This window comes from Njordella aestuarii, from assembly GCF_056494165.1.
Genome location: NZ_CM151397.1, coordinates 6520541 through 6537324 on the forward strand (window position 1 = coordinate 6520541; position 16784 = coordinate 6537324).

Consider the following 16784-nt stretch of genomic DNA (forward strand, 5'->3'; position numbering starts at 1 on the left):
CGCTTCTAATTTAACATAGTTGCAAGGATTCGCCCAACGTAGTTCAAGGCCTAGAAAAGTCGCGGAAACTTTGGCAGCGGGTGTGGACGGATCGATCCGGACAATGGCTTGTCACTTGCAGCGTCGGACAGATCGATAGACAATGCCAAGCCAAACTTCTTTTTTCTCGTGGAGCAACCAATGTCGATCGAAAGCCGTTTAGCCGAACTGAATTTAAGCCTGCCTCCTGCCCCCAAGCCTGTAGGTCTCTACAAACCGATGTTGATTGTGGGCGATCTGGCATATCTGTCGGGACATGGTCCGCTAAAGCCAGACGGATCGCTTTACCTAGGGAGACTTGGCGAAAATATGGCTGTCGACGCAGGCCAAGCGGCAGCGAAACAGACCGGATTGGCGATGCTAGCGACCTTGAAGGCCGGTCTTGGTTCTCTTGATAGAGTAGCTCGCGTTGTCAAACTGCTGGCTCTGGTACGCTGCACCGACAGTTTTAACCAACAACCGACCGTGATTAATGGCTGTAGCCAACTGTTTGTAGATCTGTGGGGCCCAGATCTTGGAATCGGAGTGCGAAGCGCTGTTGGAACAAACGATTTGCCCGGAGGCATGGCCGTTGAAATTGAAGGCATTTTTCAGATTAAGCCGGAATAAGATGCGGACTGGAGAAAGAACAGTCCGACCGTTTTCCACTGAAAAAGTAATCAAGAAACAGGTGCGAAGTGCTTCTTGAAATTCAGCAGGTCAGCAAAACATTCGGTGACAAAACTGTCCTGGACGAAGTTAGTTTTCCTATCCGAGCAAACGAACATATTGCCTTGGTCGGTCCTAACGGTGCCGGCAAAAGTACTCTGTTAAAGATACTCACGGGACAAGAACAAGCGGACAGCGGCCAAGTAGAAGTCCGCCCTAAGGCAACCATTGGCTATGTTCAACAGCATGCTCACTTCTCGACCGACGCTACTGTTTGGAGCGAAGCCAAAGCGGCGCTTGGTCCACTCACCGAACTGCTATCGCAAGCCGAAGAGGTATCGCAACAGTTAAGCGATTGCGATGACGAAGCAAAACGAGTCGATCTTTTGGAGCTTTATGACCATCTGCAAGCGAAGTTGCAGCAGAATGATGCGTACGCTTGGGAACATCGCATCGAACGGATACTCAACGGAATAGGCTTTGATTCCAATCAGTTTACTACCAGAGCAAACATGCTCAGTGGTGGACAACGCAATCGATTGCTACTCGCTTGTGCAATTTTACAAGAGCCTGACCTACTGGTTCTGGATGAACCTAACAACCACTTAGATATCGAGACCACCGAGTGGCTTGAACAGACTCTCGCTAGCACTTCGTCAGCAATTTTGATGGTATCGCATGATCGCTACTTTTTGGATGCAGTGTCACAAAACGTTGTCGAACTGATTGATGGCCGCGTGGAGCTGTTCAAGGGGAACTACTCGGCTTACGTTCGTCAAAAGGCAGAGCGAATTGAAGTACAACGACGTACATTCGAGAAACAGCAACTGGAAATTGACAAGCTGGAAGATTTTGTGCGACGCAATCATGCGTCTCTGAAATCGACTCAAGCTGAGGATAGACGCAAAAAGCTCGAGAGGATCGAACGCATCGAAGCACCGCGTGAAATCTCGATTCCAAAATTTCGATTCCCTGCCGCTACGCGGACTGGCGATATAGTGTTGCGCTGCGAGAACTTCGCAAAGTCATTCGGTGATCTCCACTTATTTGAAAGATTGAGTTTCCAGATCGAGCGAAGTACCCGCTGGGCAATACTGGGAAGCAACGGTTCTGGAAAAACGACGCTGTTGCAGTGCCTATTAGGCAAGCAAGTTCCTGACGCTGGAACGGTCATGATCGGCTCGGGTGTAAAAATTGGTTATTTTGATCAGTTGCTGCGCGAATTACCGATGGATAAGACCCCTGTGGAGGCAATTCGTATTCCGGGAGTTGATCATAACGACTTGCAGCGACGAAACTATCTCGCAGCATTTGGAGTGCAGGGACGAATGGCAGACCAACCACTTTCGTCTCTCTCCGGTGGTGAACGCAACCGGACAATGTTGGCTTGGATTGCAGCCCAGAATGTTAACTTCCTGGTGATGGACGAACCGACGAACCATCTCGATCTATGGTCACGTGAGGCTCTCCAACAAGCTCTAAAAACCTACGACGGAACCGTCTTGATCGTGACGCATGATCGCTATTTAGTGAACGCGGTGGCAGAGAAAGTCCTGGTCATAGCAAATGGTCAGACAACGATTGTGCCCGGCAATTATGAGACCTACCGACATATGCTCAAACAAGGCTTGGTTATCGCCGATCGGCGTTCCGACATTGCCGCCAACAGTCGCACAAGTAGTATCGGAACAGCTAACAAATCACATAGTGACCAAAGCGAAGCCACGGCCAAGAAATCTAAGCCAAAGAGACGCTTTCCGTACAAAAAGACGGAAGCTATTGAGGCCGATATTGAACTGACGGAACGAACAATTTCTGACCTCCACGAACAAATGCTTTTACCCGAGGTTCTTCGCGATGGTCGTCGTGTGAAGGAGATTCAAGAACAGATTGAATCGTCGAACGAAACACTAGCGCAGCTTTATGAACATTTTGAGGAAGCTATTGAGCTGAATTGATGAGCATTTTTCTATGGAAGTTCGGAACACACTGCGTTCAATCTGAACACTCGAGCGAAGTTAAAGTTTAACGCTTCTGTGGATTTTCGGGACAAATCGGTCAAGGAGCAAGATCGAACGCTGCAGCGGTCGATAGCGATATTGTTCAGGGCTGTTGATGTTCACTCGCGTAGCGCGGCACTCAGCCTTCCGACAGCTTCCGCAATGGATTGCAGGCACGCTATGAAGAAGATTGCACATTTGTCAAAAAGCTTACTAGGCATTTGCCTGCTATCCGGATCGGTTCAAGCAGGCTGGCCAGAGCTAAAGCAAGAAATGCATACCGACAAATTGCGCAACAATGCGTGGCCCCAGCCCTTTCGCGGTGTTGATGCAGCTGCGGTCGTTACGCCATTCGAACTGCAAAAGAACAATGGCTGGCGACAATTCAACACGATTGGTTCTGCGTTCTTTGATAATACGCATGCGTTGACCGACGCTGGAGCGCACAAGATTGCCGTAGGACTGACGAAAGTGCCTTCGAATCGTCGCGTTATCTATGTTTTGAAGGGCGAGACGCCAACGGAAACAGCAACGCGTGTTGAATCGGTGCAAATTGCAGTGTCCAAGATGATTCCCGTCGGACCGCTGCCCGAAATTTTGGTCACTGATCAAGATAATGCAAGCGTTTCAGGTGAATACGAGACGCTAATCAATCGAGGCCTGGCGAGAACCACTCCAGCACCGCGACTGCCGAAGTTCAACGGTCTGAATACGCCTGCCAATCAGAGCCAAATGAACATTTCGCAATAGCTTGCTATTTAATTCTTGCACTTGAGCCGAGCTTCCGCGAGATTCTGCTCAAGCCATGTAGACGGAAAATCCGAAAAGTCTTAACGTCCGACTTTTGCGGAGCACACCTTCGTTTGCATTGTGTAAGACCATGAAGATCAGTCAACTATCGCTTGTTCTAGCATTACTCGGTTCCATTGGCTGTGCTAGCACATCAGGACTTACATCCGGTGTGACCTCTGGCACTTCTAGCATGATGGCGAAAGTGGGCGATACGGGCAAAGCTGTCAAAGGCCAAGTCGGCACGATGGGCACCGCAATGGGATCGGCCTATACGAAGACCAAAAAGATGGTCATGGCACCCTTCACCACTCCGACAAATGCAGTCAGCGAAACAGATCCAACTTCGTTGTCGGGCGGACCACCAGTTATTGGCCCAGAGCTTTACGTAGCGCAGGGGCAAAACTACGAATTCCGCAACAACTTCGACAAGGCCAACGAATTTTACACGAAAGCCTTGGAAGTCGAACCGAACAACCTCTCTGCCCTGCTAAGCGTCGCACGCCTCGCGAACCGTCAGAAAGATTCGCAGAAAGCTCTGGAGTATTACGCCAAAGCCGAGAAGGTTTCGCCGAAATCTACGGAAATTTACAGCGAAAGCGGCCAAATCCACGTCGCGATGGGGCAATACGCACAAGCAAGAGCTCAGTTCCAGAAAGCTGTTAATCTGGAACCGACCAGCCGTGCTCATCGTGTTCAACTGGCAGGTCTGATGGTTGACCAAGGCCAAGTGACAGAGGCGCTGCAGGAAATTCAACAAGTGGATACACCTGCGATGGCAAACTACCAGATCGCTTACATCTACGCTTCGCGAAAGAATGTTCCCGTCGCTCAGCAGTACTTGCAAGCCGCATTACAATTGGATCCAAATTTGCAACCAGCACGTGATCTGATGGGTTCACTGCAGAACAGTGCTCTCGCTCAACAAGCCTACGGTTCGTACCAGCAAGCTGGTCAGGTATACCAGAACGTTGGCAACCTGTACGAACAAGCGAATCAGGTCTACCAACAATCGACATCTGCTATTGGAGCAACACCTGCTTCCGCAACTATCACACGCTAGATAGCCTTGGCATTTGTCCTGAAATAATTTCCGCAGATCCATTGTAGCGGTAGGGCGAAAGAGATGCGGTTTTGTGATACCGGACGGCTTGCGCCGTTCCGCTAGAATTGGAAGCTGGGACAATTCTTTAGCGACGGGTGTGACTGTAGAAAAAGTCTAACGGCATTCAGAGCAAAATGAAGCACGTACTCGCTGCCAGCTCTTTTGCCTTAGCTGCGTTCCCAACGGATGGCGAATAATCGAGCGGCTACTAGCATCGCAAAGGCGGATGTTAACAGGACTGCCAACTCTGTGTTAATGGCTCGCAAGTCCAGCTCGCGCCAGAAGACTTTGTTGTATCCTTCCAGGGCCCACGCATTGAAGGTAAACATACCGACGCGTTGCACAGACTCGCTCATCAAGTACCGTGGCACCATGCTGCCACCAAGTGCGCTCATCACCAGAATTAAAATCGTCGACACCCAACCCAGTTGTATTCTGGTTCGGCAAAGAGTGGCAAGCATCAAAGCGAAGCTCGCAGCGGCAGCACTCGTTACCACTGTCATGACTGCAAAGCCGGGTATGTGAGAGAAGAGTTCGACACCGAAGGCAAACCATCCCCATAAAAACATCAAGCTGATTTGAGTAATACCCAAACAGGTTAGGAACAACCATTTTCCCATGAGCAATTGGTCGATTGACAGCCGACTGCAGAGAAGTCTTTCTAGAGTTGAATTCTCGCGCTCTTCCAATAGCGAACCGCTGGCCGTAGTCGTGCTAAAGAGCGAAAACATAACGGCAATTCCAGCGGCATACATCGCTATTACCGGATTTGTCTTGTTTTCGCCCATGACATCGCGAACTTGAATTTCGGGCAATTCCATGACCTGCTCAACGGCCATCGCAGTTCCTGCTTGTTGAACTTCAGACAAGGGTGCTTCACCAATCAAGTTTGCCGCATCGCCTGGCTGCTGGTAGTGTGCTAATGACGCAGAGTTCTGACGCGCACGAGTCGCAGCCTCTTGAGCAATTTTTTGTTCGGAAGTAAGGACCGCTTTTTGAACGAGCGCACCTAAAATTTGAGTGGCAACTTTGTCGAAGGAGTCCGCTAGTATTTCAGCTTGAACTTGACCCGATCCTAGTTTGACTGTCACGGCCGTTTCAGGCTCGTTCTCGACGGATGTAGGTCGCAGAACAATTGCCGCAGTCACACGTCCATGCCGTACCCAATCGATGGCTTGTTTCTCGCTGCGCAAGACAGGATATGTTTGCGACTCGTTCTCGATAACCGTATTGCCAAAGAAGCGTAGCGTTCGCGACTCAAACAGCTTCTCTGCAATCTCTTTTGACTGGTCTGTATTCGACAGGTCGGCAAGGGCTACCTTAATGCGAGGCGTACCACCATCGCTGTCGCGTGAACCAAAGATCCAAGCGAATATGCTGAAGAAGATCAGCGGCACAACAAAAGTCAGCAACAGCTCTGCTCGGTTATGCCATAACCGCAACAGGCTAATTCTAACGACGGTGAGAATCATTCCCTTAACTCGCGTCCAGTCAAATGTAAGAATACTCGATAAAGATCGGTGCGATGCATATGCATGTCGCGCAAGTCCCCGCCGCAGCTTGCAATCTGCTGCAACAATAGCGGAATGTCCTCGCGCGGGCTTCGTATCGCCGCATGAAACGAGTTGGAACTAGCATCGAACCGCAAACCTGGAATATCGTGTTCGGCCAAACCATCGATAATCAGCTCGACCTGCTGCTGATCGCCTAGCGTCTGATCAATCAACTCTTGTAAGGATCCGTCGGCGATAATCTGTCCATGATCGACAATCAATATTCGATCACACCGCGTTTCCGCTTCGTCCAAGTGATGGGTAGTCAACATGACGGTTGTGCCTTCGGCGATTAACTGGTCCAACATATCGTAGATACGATGTCGGCTCTGCGGATCCACTCCAACTGTTGGTTCGTCCAGAAGTAGTAGACGCGGCGAATGAAGGACTCCGCAAGCGATGTTGACGCGTCGCTTCATGCCTCCCGAGAATTGTTTGGTCAGATGCTTGCGCCGATCGGTGAGCCCAATCCATTCCAGCGCCCAGGCAACCCTCGCCTTCAGTTCCGCTCCGGTCAATCCATGAAGGCGACCAAAAATTTCTAAGTTTTCCTGCGCGGTCAGATCGGCATAGATCGCAAGCTCTTGCGGGACAACGCCCAATTGATTCAATACGCCCGGCACCCGTATCGACTCACCAAACAATCGAACTTCGCCCGCATCTGTTCGCACCCGGCCGCAGATCGATCGCACTAAAGTTGTCTTGCCAGCTCCGTTAGGGCCTAACAGGGCCACTCGTTGCGATTCGGCTATCCGGAACGAAATCCCCCGCAACGCTTCTTGGTCTCCGAACGATTTACGCAATTTCTCAACAGCGAGGGCTGCAGGAGCAAGCCTCAGAGCTTCGTCGGTCGTTTCCTGCGGTAGTGGAACCAGCATTGCTAGCAAACTCAATTCGATAGTACACGCCAAAAGTCACCTGCCATATCGTAGCAAGCGAGCCAGATCATTCGAGGATTCTGTCGTTGCGTCAACAGCGAAAGTGGAATTGAGCTAGCACTCAGCAAGGCGATATCTACAAATCGAGGTCATCTAGTTGGTCCAGCAAGTTGTCGAGTCCATCTTTCTTGGCCTCGTCCGCAGACCATTGGGATCGAACGATCGACGTAGTTCGAGTGCCAACGCCCGATTGGCTGCCTTCGGCGCCTACTGCGGGGCGCCCAGCCAACAAGAGTTGCTCGTCGCGTTCACGCGCTGCGACGGCGGCAGCGTCTTCGTCAGTTTCAGGAGCTCCGAAAAGTTTGGACAAATCGATCTTGAAACTTCCACCGTCACCAGGCGCACCGGCAATAGCGGGTGTCTTATGCTGTGGGAACATAATCGCGTTGGCAGGACAGACGCGGCTGCACGCAGGACATCCCTTGCGGCAATTGTCGGGCTGTTCGACCAAAATTGATTCGTTAGAGTCGACGCCATAAACGCCGAACAAACAGAAGTCGATGCACTCCATACAGTTTGTGCATCGCGAAAAATCGATCACAGGATACCAGCGACGCGTGGGGTGTTCGTCAATACGCACAACCGATGGCGAAGTTCCAGACGTCGGAGCATGGCTGCCATTGCTGCTTTGTTGGCCGTTACCATTTGCCAACATATGCACAAGCGACATGGAATCATCGACCTCATCGGCCGCGGCGAGTGCCTCATCCATGAACAGGTGCGCAAGGTTGTTTAGCTTGGCCGATTTCGCGCTTGGTGCAACCGCCGTTTCACTCGAAGCAGCGACTGTTACCGGAACGCTTTGAGCGTCAGCAAGCCGCCTCAACTCTGACACAAAGTCTTCAACTTCAGTGCTCGAACGCAGATCGATGCTATAAATCACTCGAGGATCGGCGTCAAATTTTAAAGGATCTGTCGCCTCCGCCTCGTTAGCAGCATCATTGTCGTCCTCATCCTCTTCATCGTCACGAATACTTAGCTCGGTAGCGACCAACGAACCTTTAACACCAAGTCGATTGAGTACCCAGTGCGCTGCTCGTTCGTACATCCACGAAAGTATGACAATAGGTCCCTGGATAGCGCGAATTCGCTGAATACTAGGACCATCTGCTGTTAGGTCATACAGATGAGGGATAACACAGATTTGCACATCGTGCCACTGCCCTGCCCTGTCGGCAATGGCTTCTTCCAAGGCTCGTTTTTCAGGACTACGGCTTTGACCTTGAGAAAGGACGATCGTGAGTTTAAAGGTGGACTCAGTCATCAAAGAAATTATCGTCTGGGAGGAGCAATCGGAAACCCGCCTCGCCGAAACGAAGTAATGGTCGATTCGGCTTAACAGTGAAAGTTAAGCTCCAGCCTACCGTATCGACGGTTGTTGTGCACGCGGTTTCCAATCTTTTGGCAATTGGTCCGACATTCGGCTATCGACCAGCACGTGGTCGCCGTCGGTGCGTCGTTGAAACGCAAGCGATGCCGACTGCAGCATGTCGTCGACGGCTGGGACCAGCACATCCATTGGCAGAGCATAGCAATGCACGCGGCCAGCTCGAGCAATATTCAACCCGACGATCTTGCCTCGAAGATCAACGACAGGACCGCCGCATTGATTCGGCGTCAGAACGGTATCATGCTGAAACGCGCTAGCGAAATCACTCGCCCGAGCACTTAGCTTTCCGTTGACCTCGGCTTCTGTCGGATCGCTCAGCACGATACTCATATCGGTCAGTTGAGCTTCCAAGTCTTGATTCTTGCCATCGCGCTTGATCGTAACCTTGATTCGATCGCCCGAACGATTCGCCGCGATCATCATCTGGATCGTCTTTACGGACTTTGATTCTTGTCCGTTGATCGCGACTATCAAATCGTCGTCCATAACGCCAGCCCTCGCTGCGCCGCCACCTTCCAATACACGGGTCGCAATTACCCCCTCCGGACCATCTTCTAGGCGAACCCCCAAAACCGGTTGGCTAGCGCGGATAGTGCGAGGTTTAACGCTCACGACGCCAATTGCAAGTGGCATAGTCCTCGAATCGGTCGAAGCCAGGAACCCTCCCACAGTAACAGTATCCGCGCTGTCCCATTCAATCGCTGGCACGTTGGACCGCTCGATTTTTAGAAGCGCCAAATCAAGATCAGCTCGCCGCGAAACAACATGCGCCGCGATCCGCGTAGAATCGTGCAGCCGGCATACCAAGTCGCCATCGGGAAGCTCGCTCGATTTGCTAACGACCCAACCCTCTTTGTCGACAATCACGCCCAAAGCCAACTGCTGTTCGCCTTCCAATATTCGAACCGTCGACATCCAATGATTGCCCAGCGAATCGCGAAATGAACGCAGCACAGAATAGTGTCCGCGTTGGTGATTGCTTTTGCCAGGAAGATCATAGCTCCATCGATAAAGCGTGTGTTCATTCGGCTCGTCGACGTAGTGCCCACCAGGCGCAAACGGCGAACTAGAATTCTGCTCCTGCGCAACTGCGCCACCAGAAAATCCCGAAAGGCATAACAAGGACAAAGCCAAATTTCGCTTGAACGATTTTCGCGAGATTTTCATTGGTGATTTCATTAGTTCTTCTGACTGCCTTGAAGGTTCGGGCGTTCTTTATTCGCTTCGGGATAATTCCTAGCACCGATAATGCCACTCTAAGGTTGTTCTACGCCGACGATCAAACGCCGCTTGATTGATGTACCATCCCGGATTAGCGACACTGTCACGTGGTCACCGGGCAAGGTCGCTTCCACAGCTTTGATCAACTCCATAAAGGACTGAACAGCGATTCCATCAAACTGTGTGATGATGTCGCCTGGTTCGATACCGGCCAAATCGGCTGGCCCGCCTTCAATAACGCGTTCGACAATCGCTTGGTCTGCTTTCGGACCCTCGGCATAACCGCGAACACCGATGATTGGCTTATTCCCCGGCAGAGTGCCCCAGCTCTCGCCTTGAGCCATGCGTTCCCAGCCTTCTTGGTACATGTCGATGGGCACGTGCATGTTGTCCGCGAACTCGGAACCAATGCGGCTGTGGATACCGACTAAGTGGCCCGTTAGATCGAACAAAGGTCCGCCACTATCACCGCCGATCAATGTGCAATCTGTAATCAACGTCGTGTGCATGTTGTCCAACAAACGACCGACACGAATCACAGGGGGACGCTGTTCATCAAGGCCACCTGGATGACCCGCCGCAATTACCCACTGGCCCAGCATGAGGTCCTTTGAGCGACCGATGGAGGCGTGTGGCCAAACCGTGCCCGACGTATCGGTAATCTTAATCAGTCCCGCATCGACAGTTCGATTCATTCCCAACGTCTTACCACGAACTTTGCGACCGTCGGAAAGAGTAATCTTTGCGTCGCGACCGGGACGTCCTGCCACGTGGGCCGCCGTCAAAATAAAGCCTTCAGGAGAAACAATAACACCGCTCCCCTGTGCGCTTCCTTGTAATATATTGACGGTTACGTCCGCAATCTTGCCAGCGACCTTGACCTGTTGTCGCTCCAGCGCCAGAAGTTCATCGACGCTTTTGGGTTCCTTGCCACTCAGAATCGATTTCAAGCCAGCTTCCAGCTCGACCATCGTAGACCCAACATACTTACCACCGCTATGGACTGTATCCAGCGGCAGCCGCATGCTTGTCACCGTTTGCGACGAAGTGGGCGAGGTTATCGCTTCTTTCTGGGCCCAACAAGAATTTGAGCCGATAGCCGAGGCAAAAGCAGCCACAGAGAATAAGCATGCTAACCAGCGAGTAAGGATTCTTTGTTTCAAAGCCCACACCTCTATGCGAATGCTTATGCCTGACCAAAAGGGATCTGACCTTTCAGAGGCGAATGAATGTCACTGGTTCTTGGCCATTTCCGCAAGGATCAGATCCCTTTCGGATAGGCACTCTTTGGGCTCCTTCCCAGGCTACGTAGCGATTTCTTTCGCAAACGAAGTTCGCAATTTAGAACACGTTACAGAAGAGTCAAATCGAGAACCGTAAAACAGCTCTAAACTTCTCTGCTGAAGTTCCAAATATCCGCGTAGAACGATTATTCGCTAGTTCGTCCTGAATTGCCACCCTTTTAGCAAGAACTTCTAAAGACATTCTCGCGTGGCAAACCGCCTTCCGAAGGTAGATATTCCGATTGCAACAAAAGGGAAGGCATTTTAGCGCTTTCACCGAAACTCCGAAAACCGTAGGCTGTTTAAGCAGGCCCTGTTTGCTTGCAGCAATCGCTCACTCTTTCGCGAACCTCAGTGTGCTGAATGAAGAACATCGGTATTGTCGGCTGCGGTTACGTTGGCAGCCGTTTTGCTGTCCGTAGCCGTCAAAAAAAGCAATTCGTTACTGCTATATCACGCGCGACAGATGGGATTTCGAAGTTCGCAAATATCGCTGACGCCACCATTTGCGCGCATTGGTGTGACGCATCGATCAACCGTATCGAGACACACTTTGACACTCTGCTCGTCAGCGTTTCCCACCGACGCGAGGAGAAAACGCCAGGAGCGGTCCAGAATGACCATGCGTTCGGGCTTGAAAATCTGCTTTCTCATATGGTTAGGCCGCCGCGATTGTTGATCTACCTTTCGACGACGGGGGTCTACCAGACGCAGCGTGACGGCCAATGGCTGACAGAAGACGATCCCTGTGACCCCGATCGACCAGGTGCAGAAAACGCCTTTTCCGCCGAACAATGGATCGCTAACGCAGTTCAGCATTACCCGCAGACGCAAATGGTTGTCCTTCGGCCAGCCGGAATATACGGCCCCGACCGCATTCCAAACTTGGTCGCCCTTCGCAACCAATCGCCAATCGCAGTCGATCCGGCAGCGTACCTGAACCTCATTCACGTCGATGACTTAGTTAACTCCGTCGAATTGCTCTCCGAATCGATCAGACCAGCAAAACACCTGATCTACAACATTTCGGACAATCAACCACCGACTCGTGGCGACTATTACGCCTACTTGTCGAGCCTCATTGGCGCACCGACGCCACGGTTTGCAACGGCTGGCGACTCGAATTCGCCAGCCCCAATTCGCGCTCGCGGGCAAGGTAGCAAACGGATTAGCAACGCCCGTTTTGTAAGCGAGTTCGACTGGCAACCGAGTTTTGCGGATTATCGCAGCGGCCTGTCGGCGATTGTCACAGCCTGACAGACCGCTCCAAGCAGCTAGCTCCAAACAAGCACAGTTTTTCGGATTGTGCTGTTTGCGAGGCCGGTTCGCCGCAAAGAATCGCAAGTCGGCAAGAAAAATGGCCATCGCTCTGGTCGTAAACTAAACTTGAAGATTGGATCAGCACCGCCCGCATCTCCAAGCTCTAGGTTTCCATCGAAATGTTGTCGCGTTTAAACCAACTCTTTGCCCGATTTTTCGTCGCCGGATGTCTTTGCGCAAATGCAACAAGCGCATCGGTGTGTTGGGCTCAAGCTGTTGACGAAGTTGAAGAACCGGCAGCGGCGGTATCCGAACCCGTGAGCGACGCGGATGTTGACGATGGAAATAGCGATGATGCACCCGAGTCGGCATCGGCAGATGAAAAAGGCGAGAATGGGCCTATCTACTGGGCAACACGTACGATGGACATGCGATTTGGCTTGACCTTTTCAGCCAATGACAACTACTGTACGAACTTGCACGCTACGCTCCCCTTCCCGATGACGTGGCCAGAACAAGAGGTTGAGCTAATTGACTTTGAGATGCCGGAATTCGCTCGCTACCACCTGCGGCCAAGCAAACAAGGCGTTGGCGAAATAATCATCGATATGCAGCGCATGAATCCCAACGATGTATTCGATGTGTTTGCAACCGTGCGAATAAAGAAGTCATTCATCAAGAAGCCGGAGAATACGGACAAACTGGTCTTTGCAAAGCGACCTGGACGAAATAAACAGCTATCGATTTACCTTGGCGATAGCCCATATATCGAAACGAAGACAAAGCAGTTACGCATGATTGCGTCGGAGTTTAGGGAACAAAATCATCCAACAGCTTGGGAGCACGTTGAAGCAATCTACGATTGGGTCCGAAGTAAGATTCGATACGAAAATGGAGAAATTAAATCGGCGACGCAAGCACTCAAAGACGGTACGGGTGATTGCGAGGAAATGACCGGGTTGTTCATAGCAATTTGCAGAGCGTCGGATATTCCTGCCCGTTGCGTTTGGGTGCCCGACCACTGTTACCCTGAGTTTTATCTGGAAGATGAGCAAGGGCATGGTTATTGGTTCCCTTGCCAAATCGCAGGTGAGAGGCAGTTTGGTGAGATTAATGAATATCGTCCAATTCGACAAAAAGGTGATCGCTTTAAGACGCCCGAATCAAAAACCTACGTGCGTTACCTCGCTGAAACATTTACTTGCAAACTCAAAGGCTCTATTGGTCCAGCGGCTCCAACCATTAGACCTATTTTGGATATGGGCCCTCTGAAAGCGGAAATTGATCAACTCCAAGCGACTGCGACGCCCAGCGCGGGTAGCGCACAGCTCCCTGCCGAATCCGCGGAGATGCCTAGCGAAGATGTACAGCCGAGCAATGTTGAAGATGATGAATCGGAACCTGCAGGTGGCTCCGCTCCAGACGCTTCCGATTAAGGACCAGTCAGCCGATCTCGGGTTCATCGGAAGGTGGCGCCGAGAAATCTGCTACTTCACAAAGTGGTTTGATCGGACTGGTTGAGTTGATCACAGATTCGATCGTAACGCTCCCGAGAGCCGCTTCGGTCGCGGCATAGACATCATCGAGTTGCTTGTGCAGCGGGCAAAGCGACTCGTGCGAAACTAAACCCAGAGGACATTGAACGATACGCTTGATCGGGTCGACTGCGTTGACGACTTCCAGGATCATGATTTCAGAGGACTCTCTGGAAAGCTCATATCCCCCGCCTGGCCCTGGGCGACTGGCAACCAAGCCATAAGCTACCAAATCTTGTAAGACTTTATGCAAGTACCTTCGCGGAACCTTCGTGTGCTCGGCCACTACATTGGCGGACGAAGGAATGCGACCACGGGTTGCCAAGAAAACGACGGCTCGAAGCGCATATTCAGACGTTTTAGATAGCATATCGTAACTCCCGAAAAGCCCTAGGTTCGCAGCGCCCTCTGTCGCAGCTAGCCCATGACCTTTGAAATCTACAGAGCCGTGTGTACAATTTGTGATCTCGTTCGTTTAGGTAGAAGGATACCTTGCAACGCCCTGCGCCCGCCATTTCTTGAGCGAAAAAATGCCGGAGTTTAATTTGAAATTGAGATCGCTTGGGATGCTCGGTCTCCACCATATCTTCTCAATCGCCCTGGTTCTAGTTCCCTGCGCAGCGCTGTTTGGCCAGTCGGTAGGCTTCGAAAGCCCGCCGATCGACTATCTCAACGCACCCGTTTCCGATCCGGTTGCCAAGCTCGCTGATCGCTTGGCAGCGGGAACAGAGGCGCTGAAGTTTGATGACGAGCATGGCTACTTGCCGTCGGTCCTCGCTGCTCTGGATATACCCATAAGCTCCCAGGTGCTTGTCTTCTCGAAGACGAGTCTTCAATTGCACCGCATATCACCGCGTAGGCCAAGAGCCGTCTACTTCAACGATGACGTCTACGTCGGATGGTGCCAACAAGGGGATGTAGTCGAGATCGCAGCGACCGATTCAAAGTTGGGCGCGATTTTCTACACGCTTGCACAGACCGACGAAGACCAGCCCAAGTTTGTCCGTGATCGCGGACAGTGTTTAACGTGTCATGCGTCCAGTCGAACGCAGAATGTCCCAGGGTATCTCGTACGAAGCGTCTTTGCCGACCGCGCTGGATATCCAATATTAGGAAGCGGTACTTATGTATCCGATCATACTAGCCCATTCGCTCAACGCTTTGGTGGTTGGTATGTTACAGGTACTCATGGTCAAATGCGTCATATGGGGAACGCGACGTCGAAGTCCGACACCGAGCTTGATCGAGAATCGGGCGCAAATAGGGAGAGCTTGGAAGGTCTGCTTTCAACCAAGCCCTACTTGAGTCCGCACAGTGATCTCGTTGCGTTGATGGTAATGGAACATCAAACTCAAGTGCATAATGCGCTTACGGCTGCATCGATCGAAACGCGGCTTGCCCTGCATCAGTCGTTTCAAATGAACGAATGGCTCGAAAGAGAACCGGGCACCATCAGCGATAGCGCTCACCGACGCATCGCAGCCGTGGCCGACAAGGCGGTGACTCAACTGCTAATGTGCAACGAATTCAAACTGGAAGACCAAATTGCGGGAACAAGCGAATTTAGTGACCAGTTTATCAGCAAGGGTATCAAGGATTCCAAAGGTCGTTCGTTGCGTGATCTGGATTGTTCCGAGAAGCTGTTCCGCTACCCTTGCAGTTTCTTGATCTATTCCGAAGCTTTCACCGCGTTGCCATCTCAAGTGCATGATCGTATCGTGAGCCAGATCTTCAACGTATTAACCGGTCAAGACCAGTCCGAAAAGTTTGCGCACTTGAGTCCTGTGCTGCGTACCGAGATCCTCGAGATACTCCAAGAAACCCATCCTAGTTTCACAATAAACGCGGCCAGGAAGTAAGTCCATTATCGCTGTACAGGGTTGTAACGGATCCTACATAGCCCGCATCGCAGGTCTTGGCCTTTGTTTGGTTTGAAGTGGTCTTTCATGCTGGACTTCTACGACAGAAGTAATTTGTTCCGCTACCGGCGTTGCAGTGGATGGCTCTTGCTTTTGGACTGCGAGGCTATCGCGAAACCGACGTTGTAAGACTTGGACGTATTCCGCGCCGAAAAACATCATGGACATTGCGTAGTAGCACCACAACAGGATCGCAATGAAAGATCCGATCGCACCGTAAGCACTCGTGTACCGCATCCCGATCAAGAATTGGCCTAACAAGAATCTGCCCAATTCCCAAATTCCCGCCGTCAGAAGTCCACCGCGCAAAGCGAATCGCCACTCGACGCGGCATTTGGGCAAGAACTTATAGATCATCGCGAATAGCAAAGCGTTGGCTCCGAGCGTAAACGCAAAGTCGACCCAACCAATCGCGTCTTGGAAGAAGGGAATCTTCGAATCGATGACGGAACAGACTTGGCGAAAAATCATGCTGACCGCGAACAGGCTGGCGATCATGCCACCGAGTGAAACGAGCATCATGAAGGCAGCGAATCGATGTCGCATGACGTTGTACACCGTCTGCTGCAGCGATTTTGATTTGACCGGATGCGTTCGCCAGACTCGATCAAAGCCTCGATCCAGTTGAGAAAAGACACCTATGGCTGCCAAGATCGCAGCTATCAAACCAGTTGGACCACTGATAACACTTTGGTTTTCCAGTTGATCGATGACTTGACGGAAGCTAGCCTCGAAAACCGGCGAGCCTTGTTGGGCGATTACATCTAGCAAGTGGGTCCGCGCGTCTTGGCCCATCCGCGTGAACTTTAGGAATAGCCCCAAACCGCTTACCAGCAGCAAGACCATGGGGAAAAGCGACAAAGCCAGATAGTATGCGACGGAGGCCGCCATAGACCCCGCGTCATCTTCGCTCCATCGAATCGCTGCGTCACGCAGATTGGGGAACAATTCGCGAATCCACCGACGGGTGGAATGGTGCGGGATCAAGCGATCGGTTGCAGCGCGTAACTTTTCACTATCTACGTAACTCATGGCCGCACTTTAGAAGAGCGGCAGCGGCGGCGTCCAGATAACTTGACGGTCCTCCGGGAACTTTAAGATCTA

14 protein-coding genes are annotated in these 16784 nt (G+C 51.6%); 7 read left to right on the forward strand and 7 right to left on the reverse strand.

Annotated features, from left to right (window positions below):
- The first annotated feature begins 180 nt into the window (after positions 1–180).
- The 4 genes from SH451x_RS25440 (at position 181) to SH451x_RS25455 (ending at position 4539) form a co-directional block, all read left to right on the forward strand.
- A complete protein-coding gene (locus tag SH451x_RS25440) occupies positions 181–648 on the forward strand; it encodes a RidA family protein (RefSeq protein WP_479360129.1) in 468 nt (155 codons plus the stop codon).
- 68 nt (positions 649–716) lie between these two features.
- Positions 717–2645: an ABC-F family ATP-binding cassette domain-containing protein gene (locus SH451x_RS25445; protein ID WP_479360130.1), complete on the forward strand. Its 1929-nt coding sequence runs from the start codon at positions 717–719 to the stop codon at positions 2643–2645.
- Positions 2646–2867: 222 nt separating this feature from the next.
- Positions 2868–3437, forward strand: a complete 570-nt coding sequence (locus SH451x_RS25450; protein ID WP_479360131.1) for a hypothetical protein — start codon at positions 2868–2870, stop codon at positions 3435–3437.
- 130 nt (positions 3438–3567) lie between these two features.
- Complete coding sequence (locus tag SH451x_RS25455; RefSeq protein ID WP_479360133.1) at positions 3568–4539, forward strand: tetratricopeptide repeat protein; 972 nt, start codon at positions 3568–3570, stop codon at positions 4537–4539.
- 209 nt (positions 4540–4748) lie between these two features.
- Here SH451x_RS25455 and SH451x_RS25460 read toward each other — a convergent pair whose 3' ends face one another.
- The 5 genes from SH451x_RS25460 to SH451x_RS25480 all read right to left on the reverse strand — a co-directional run bounded on the left by SH451x_RS25460 (position 4749) and on the right by SH451x_RS25480 (position 10708).
- Positions 4749–6053: an ABC transporter permease gene (locus SH451x_RS25460; protein WP_479360134.1), complete on the reverse strand. Its 1305-nt coding sequence runs from the start codon at positions 6051–6053 to the stop codon at positions 4749–4751.
- Positions 6050–7012, reverse strand: a complete 963-nt coding sequence (locus SH451x_RS25465) for an ABC transporter ATP-binding protein (RefSeq protein WP_479360135.1) — start codon at positions 7010–7012, stop codon at positions 6050–6052. Before SH451x_RS25465 ends, SH451x_RS25460 begins: the two co-directional genes overlap by 4 nt.
- A 136-nt stretch (positions 7013–7148) precedes the next feature.
- Positions 7149–8336 carry an ATP-binding protein gene (locus SH451x_RS25470; RefSeq protein ID WP_479360136.1) on the reverse strand — a complete coding sequence of 396 codons (1188 nt, stop codon included), beginning with the start codon at positions 8334–8336 and terminating at the stop codon, positions 7149–7151.
- 96 nt (positions 8337–8432) lie between these two features.
- Positions 8433–9629, reverse strand: coding sequence for a S1C family serine protease (locus SH451x_RS25475; protein WP_479360137.1), 1197 nt, complete (start codon positions 9627–9629; stop codon positions 8433–8435).
- Between the two features lie 89 nt (positions 9630–9718).
- Positions 9719–10708: a S1C family serine protease gene (locus tag SH451x_RS25480; protein ID WP_479360138.1), complete on the reverse strand. Its 990-nt coding sequence runs from the start codon at positions 10706–10708 to the stop codon at positions 9719–9721.
- Positions 10709–11329: 621 nt separating this feature from the next.
- Between SH451x_RS25480 and SH451x_RS25485 the strand changes: the two genes are divergently transcribed.
- Together SH451x_RS25485 and SH451x_RS25490 are read left to right on the forward strand one after the other, a co-directional pair.
- Positions 11330–12223, forward strand: a complete 894-nt coding sequence (locus SH451x_RS25485; protein ID WP_479360139.1) for an NAD-dependent epimerase/dehydratase family protein — start codon at positions 11330–11332, stop codon at positions 12221–12223.
- A 260-nt stretch (positions 12224–12483) separates the two neighbouring features.
- A complete protein-coding gene (locus SH451x_RS25490) occupies positions 12484–13662 on the forward strand; it encodes a transglutaminase-like domain-containing protein (protein ID WP_479360140.1) in 1179 nt (392 codons plus the stop codon).
- Positions 13663–13669: 7 nt separating this feature from the next.
- Here SH451x_RS25490 and SH451x_RS25495 read toward each other — a convergent pair whose 3' ends face one another.
- Positions 13670–14131 carry an Rrf2 family transcriptional regulator gene (locus SH451x_RS25495; RefSeq protein WP_479360141.1) on the reverse strand — a complete coding sequence of 154 codons (462 nt, stop codon included), beginning with the start codon at positions 14129–14131 and terminating at the stop codon, positions 13670–13672.
- A gap of 196 nt (positions 14132–14327) precedes the next feature.
- Here SH451x_RS25495 and SH451x_RS25500 point away from each other — a divergent pair, with 196 nt between their 5' ends.
- On the forward strand, positions 14328–15620 hold the full coding sequence (locus tag SH451x_RS25500; RefSeq protein ID WP_479360143.1) for a hypothetical protein: 1293 nt from the start codon (positions 14328–14330) through the stop codon (positions 15618–15620).
- 33 nt (positions 15621–15653) lie between these two features.
- Here SH451x_RS25500 and SH451x_RS25505 read toward each other — a convergent pair whose 3' ends face one another.
- Positions 15654–16712 (reverse strand): YihY/virulence factor BrkB family protein, encoded by a 1059-nt coding sequence (locus SH451x_RS25505; protein WP_479360144.1) that lies wholly within the window; start codon positions 16710–16712, stop codon positions 15654–15656.
- Between the last annotated feature and the right edge of the window lie 72 nt (positions 16713–16784).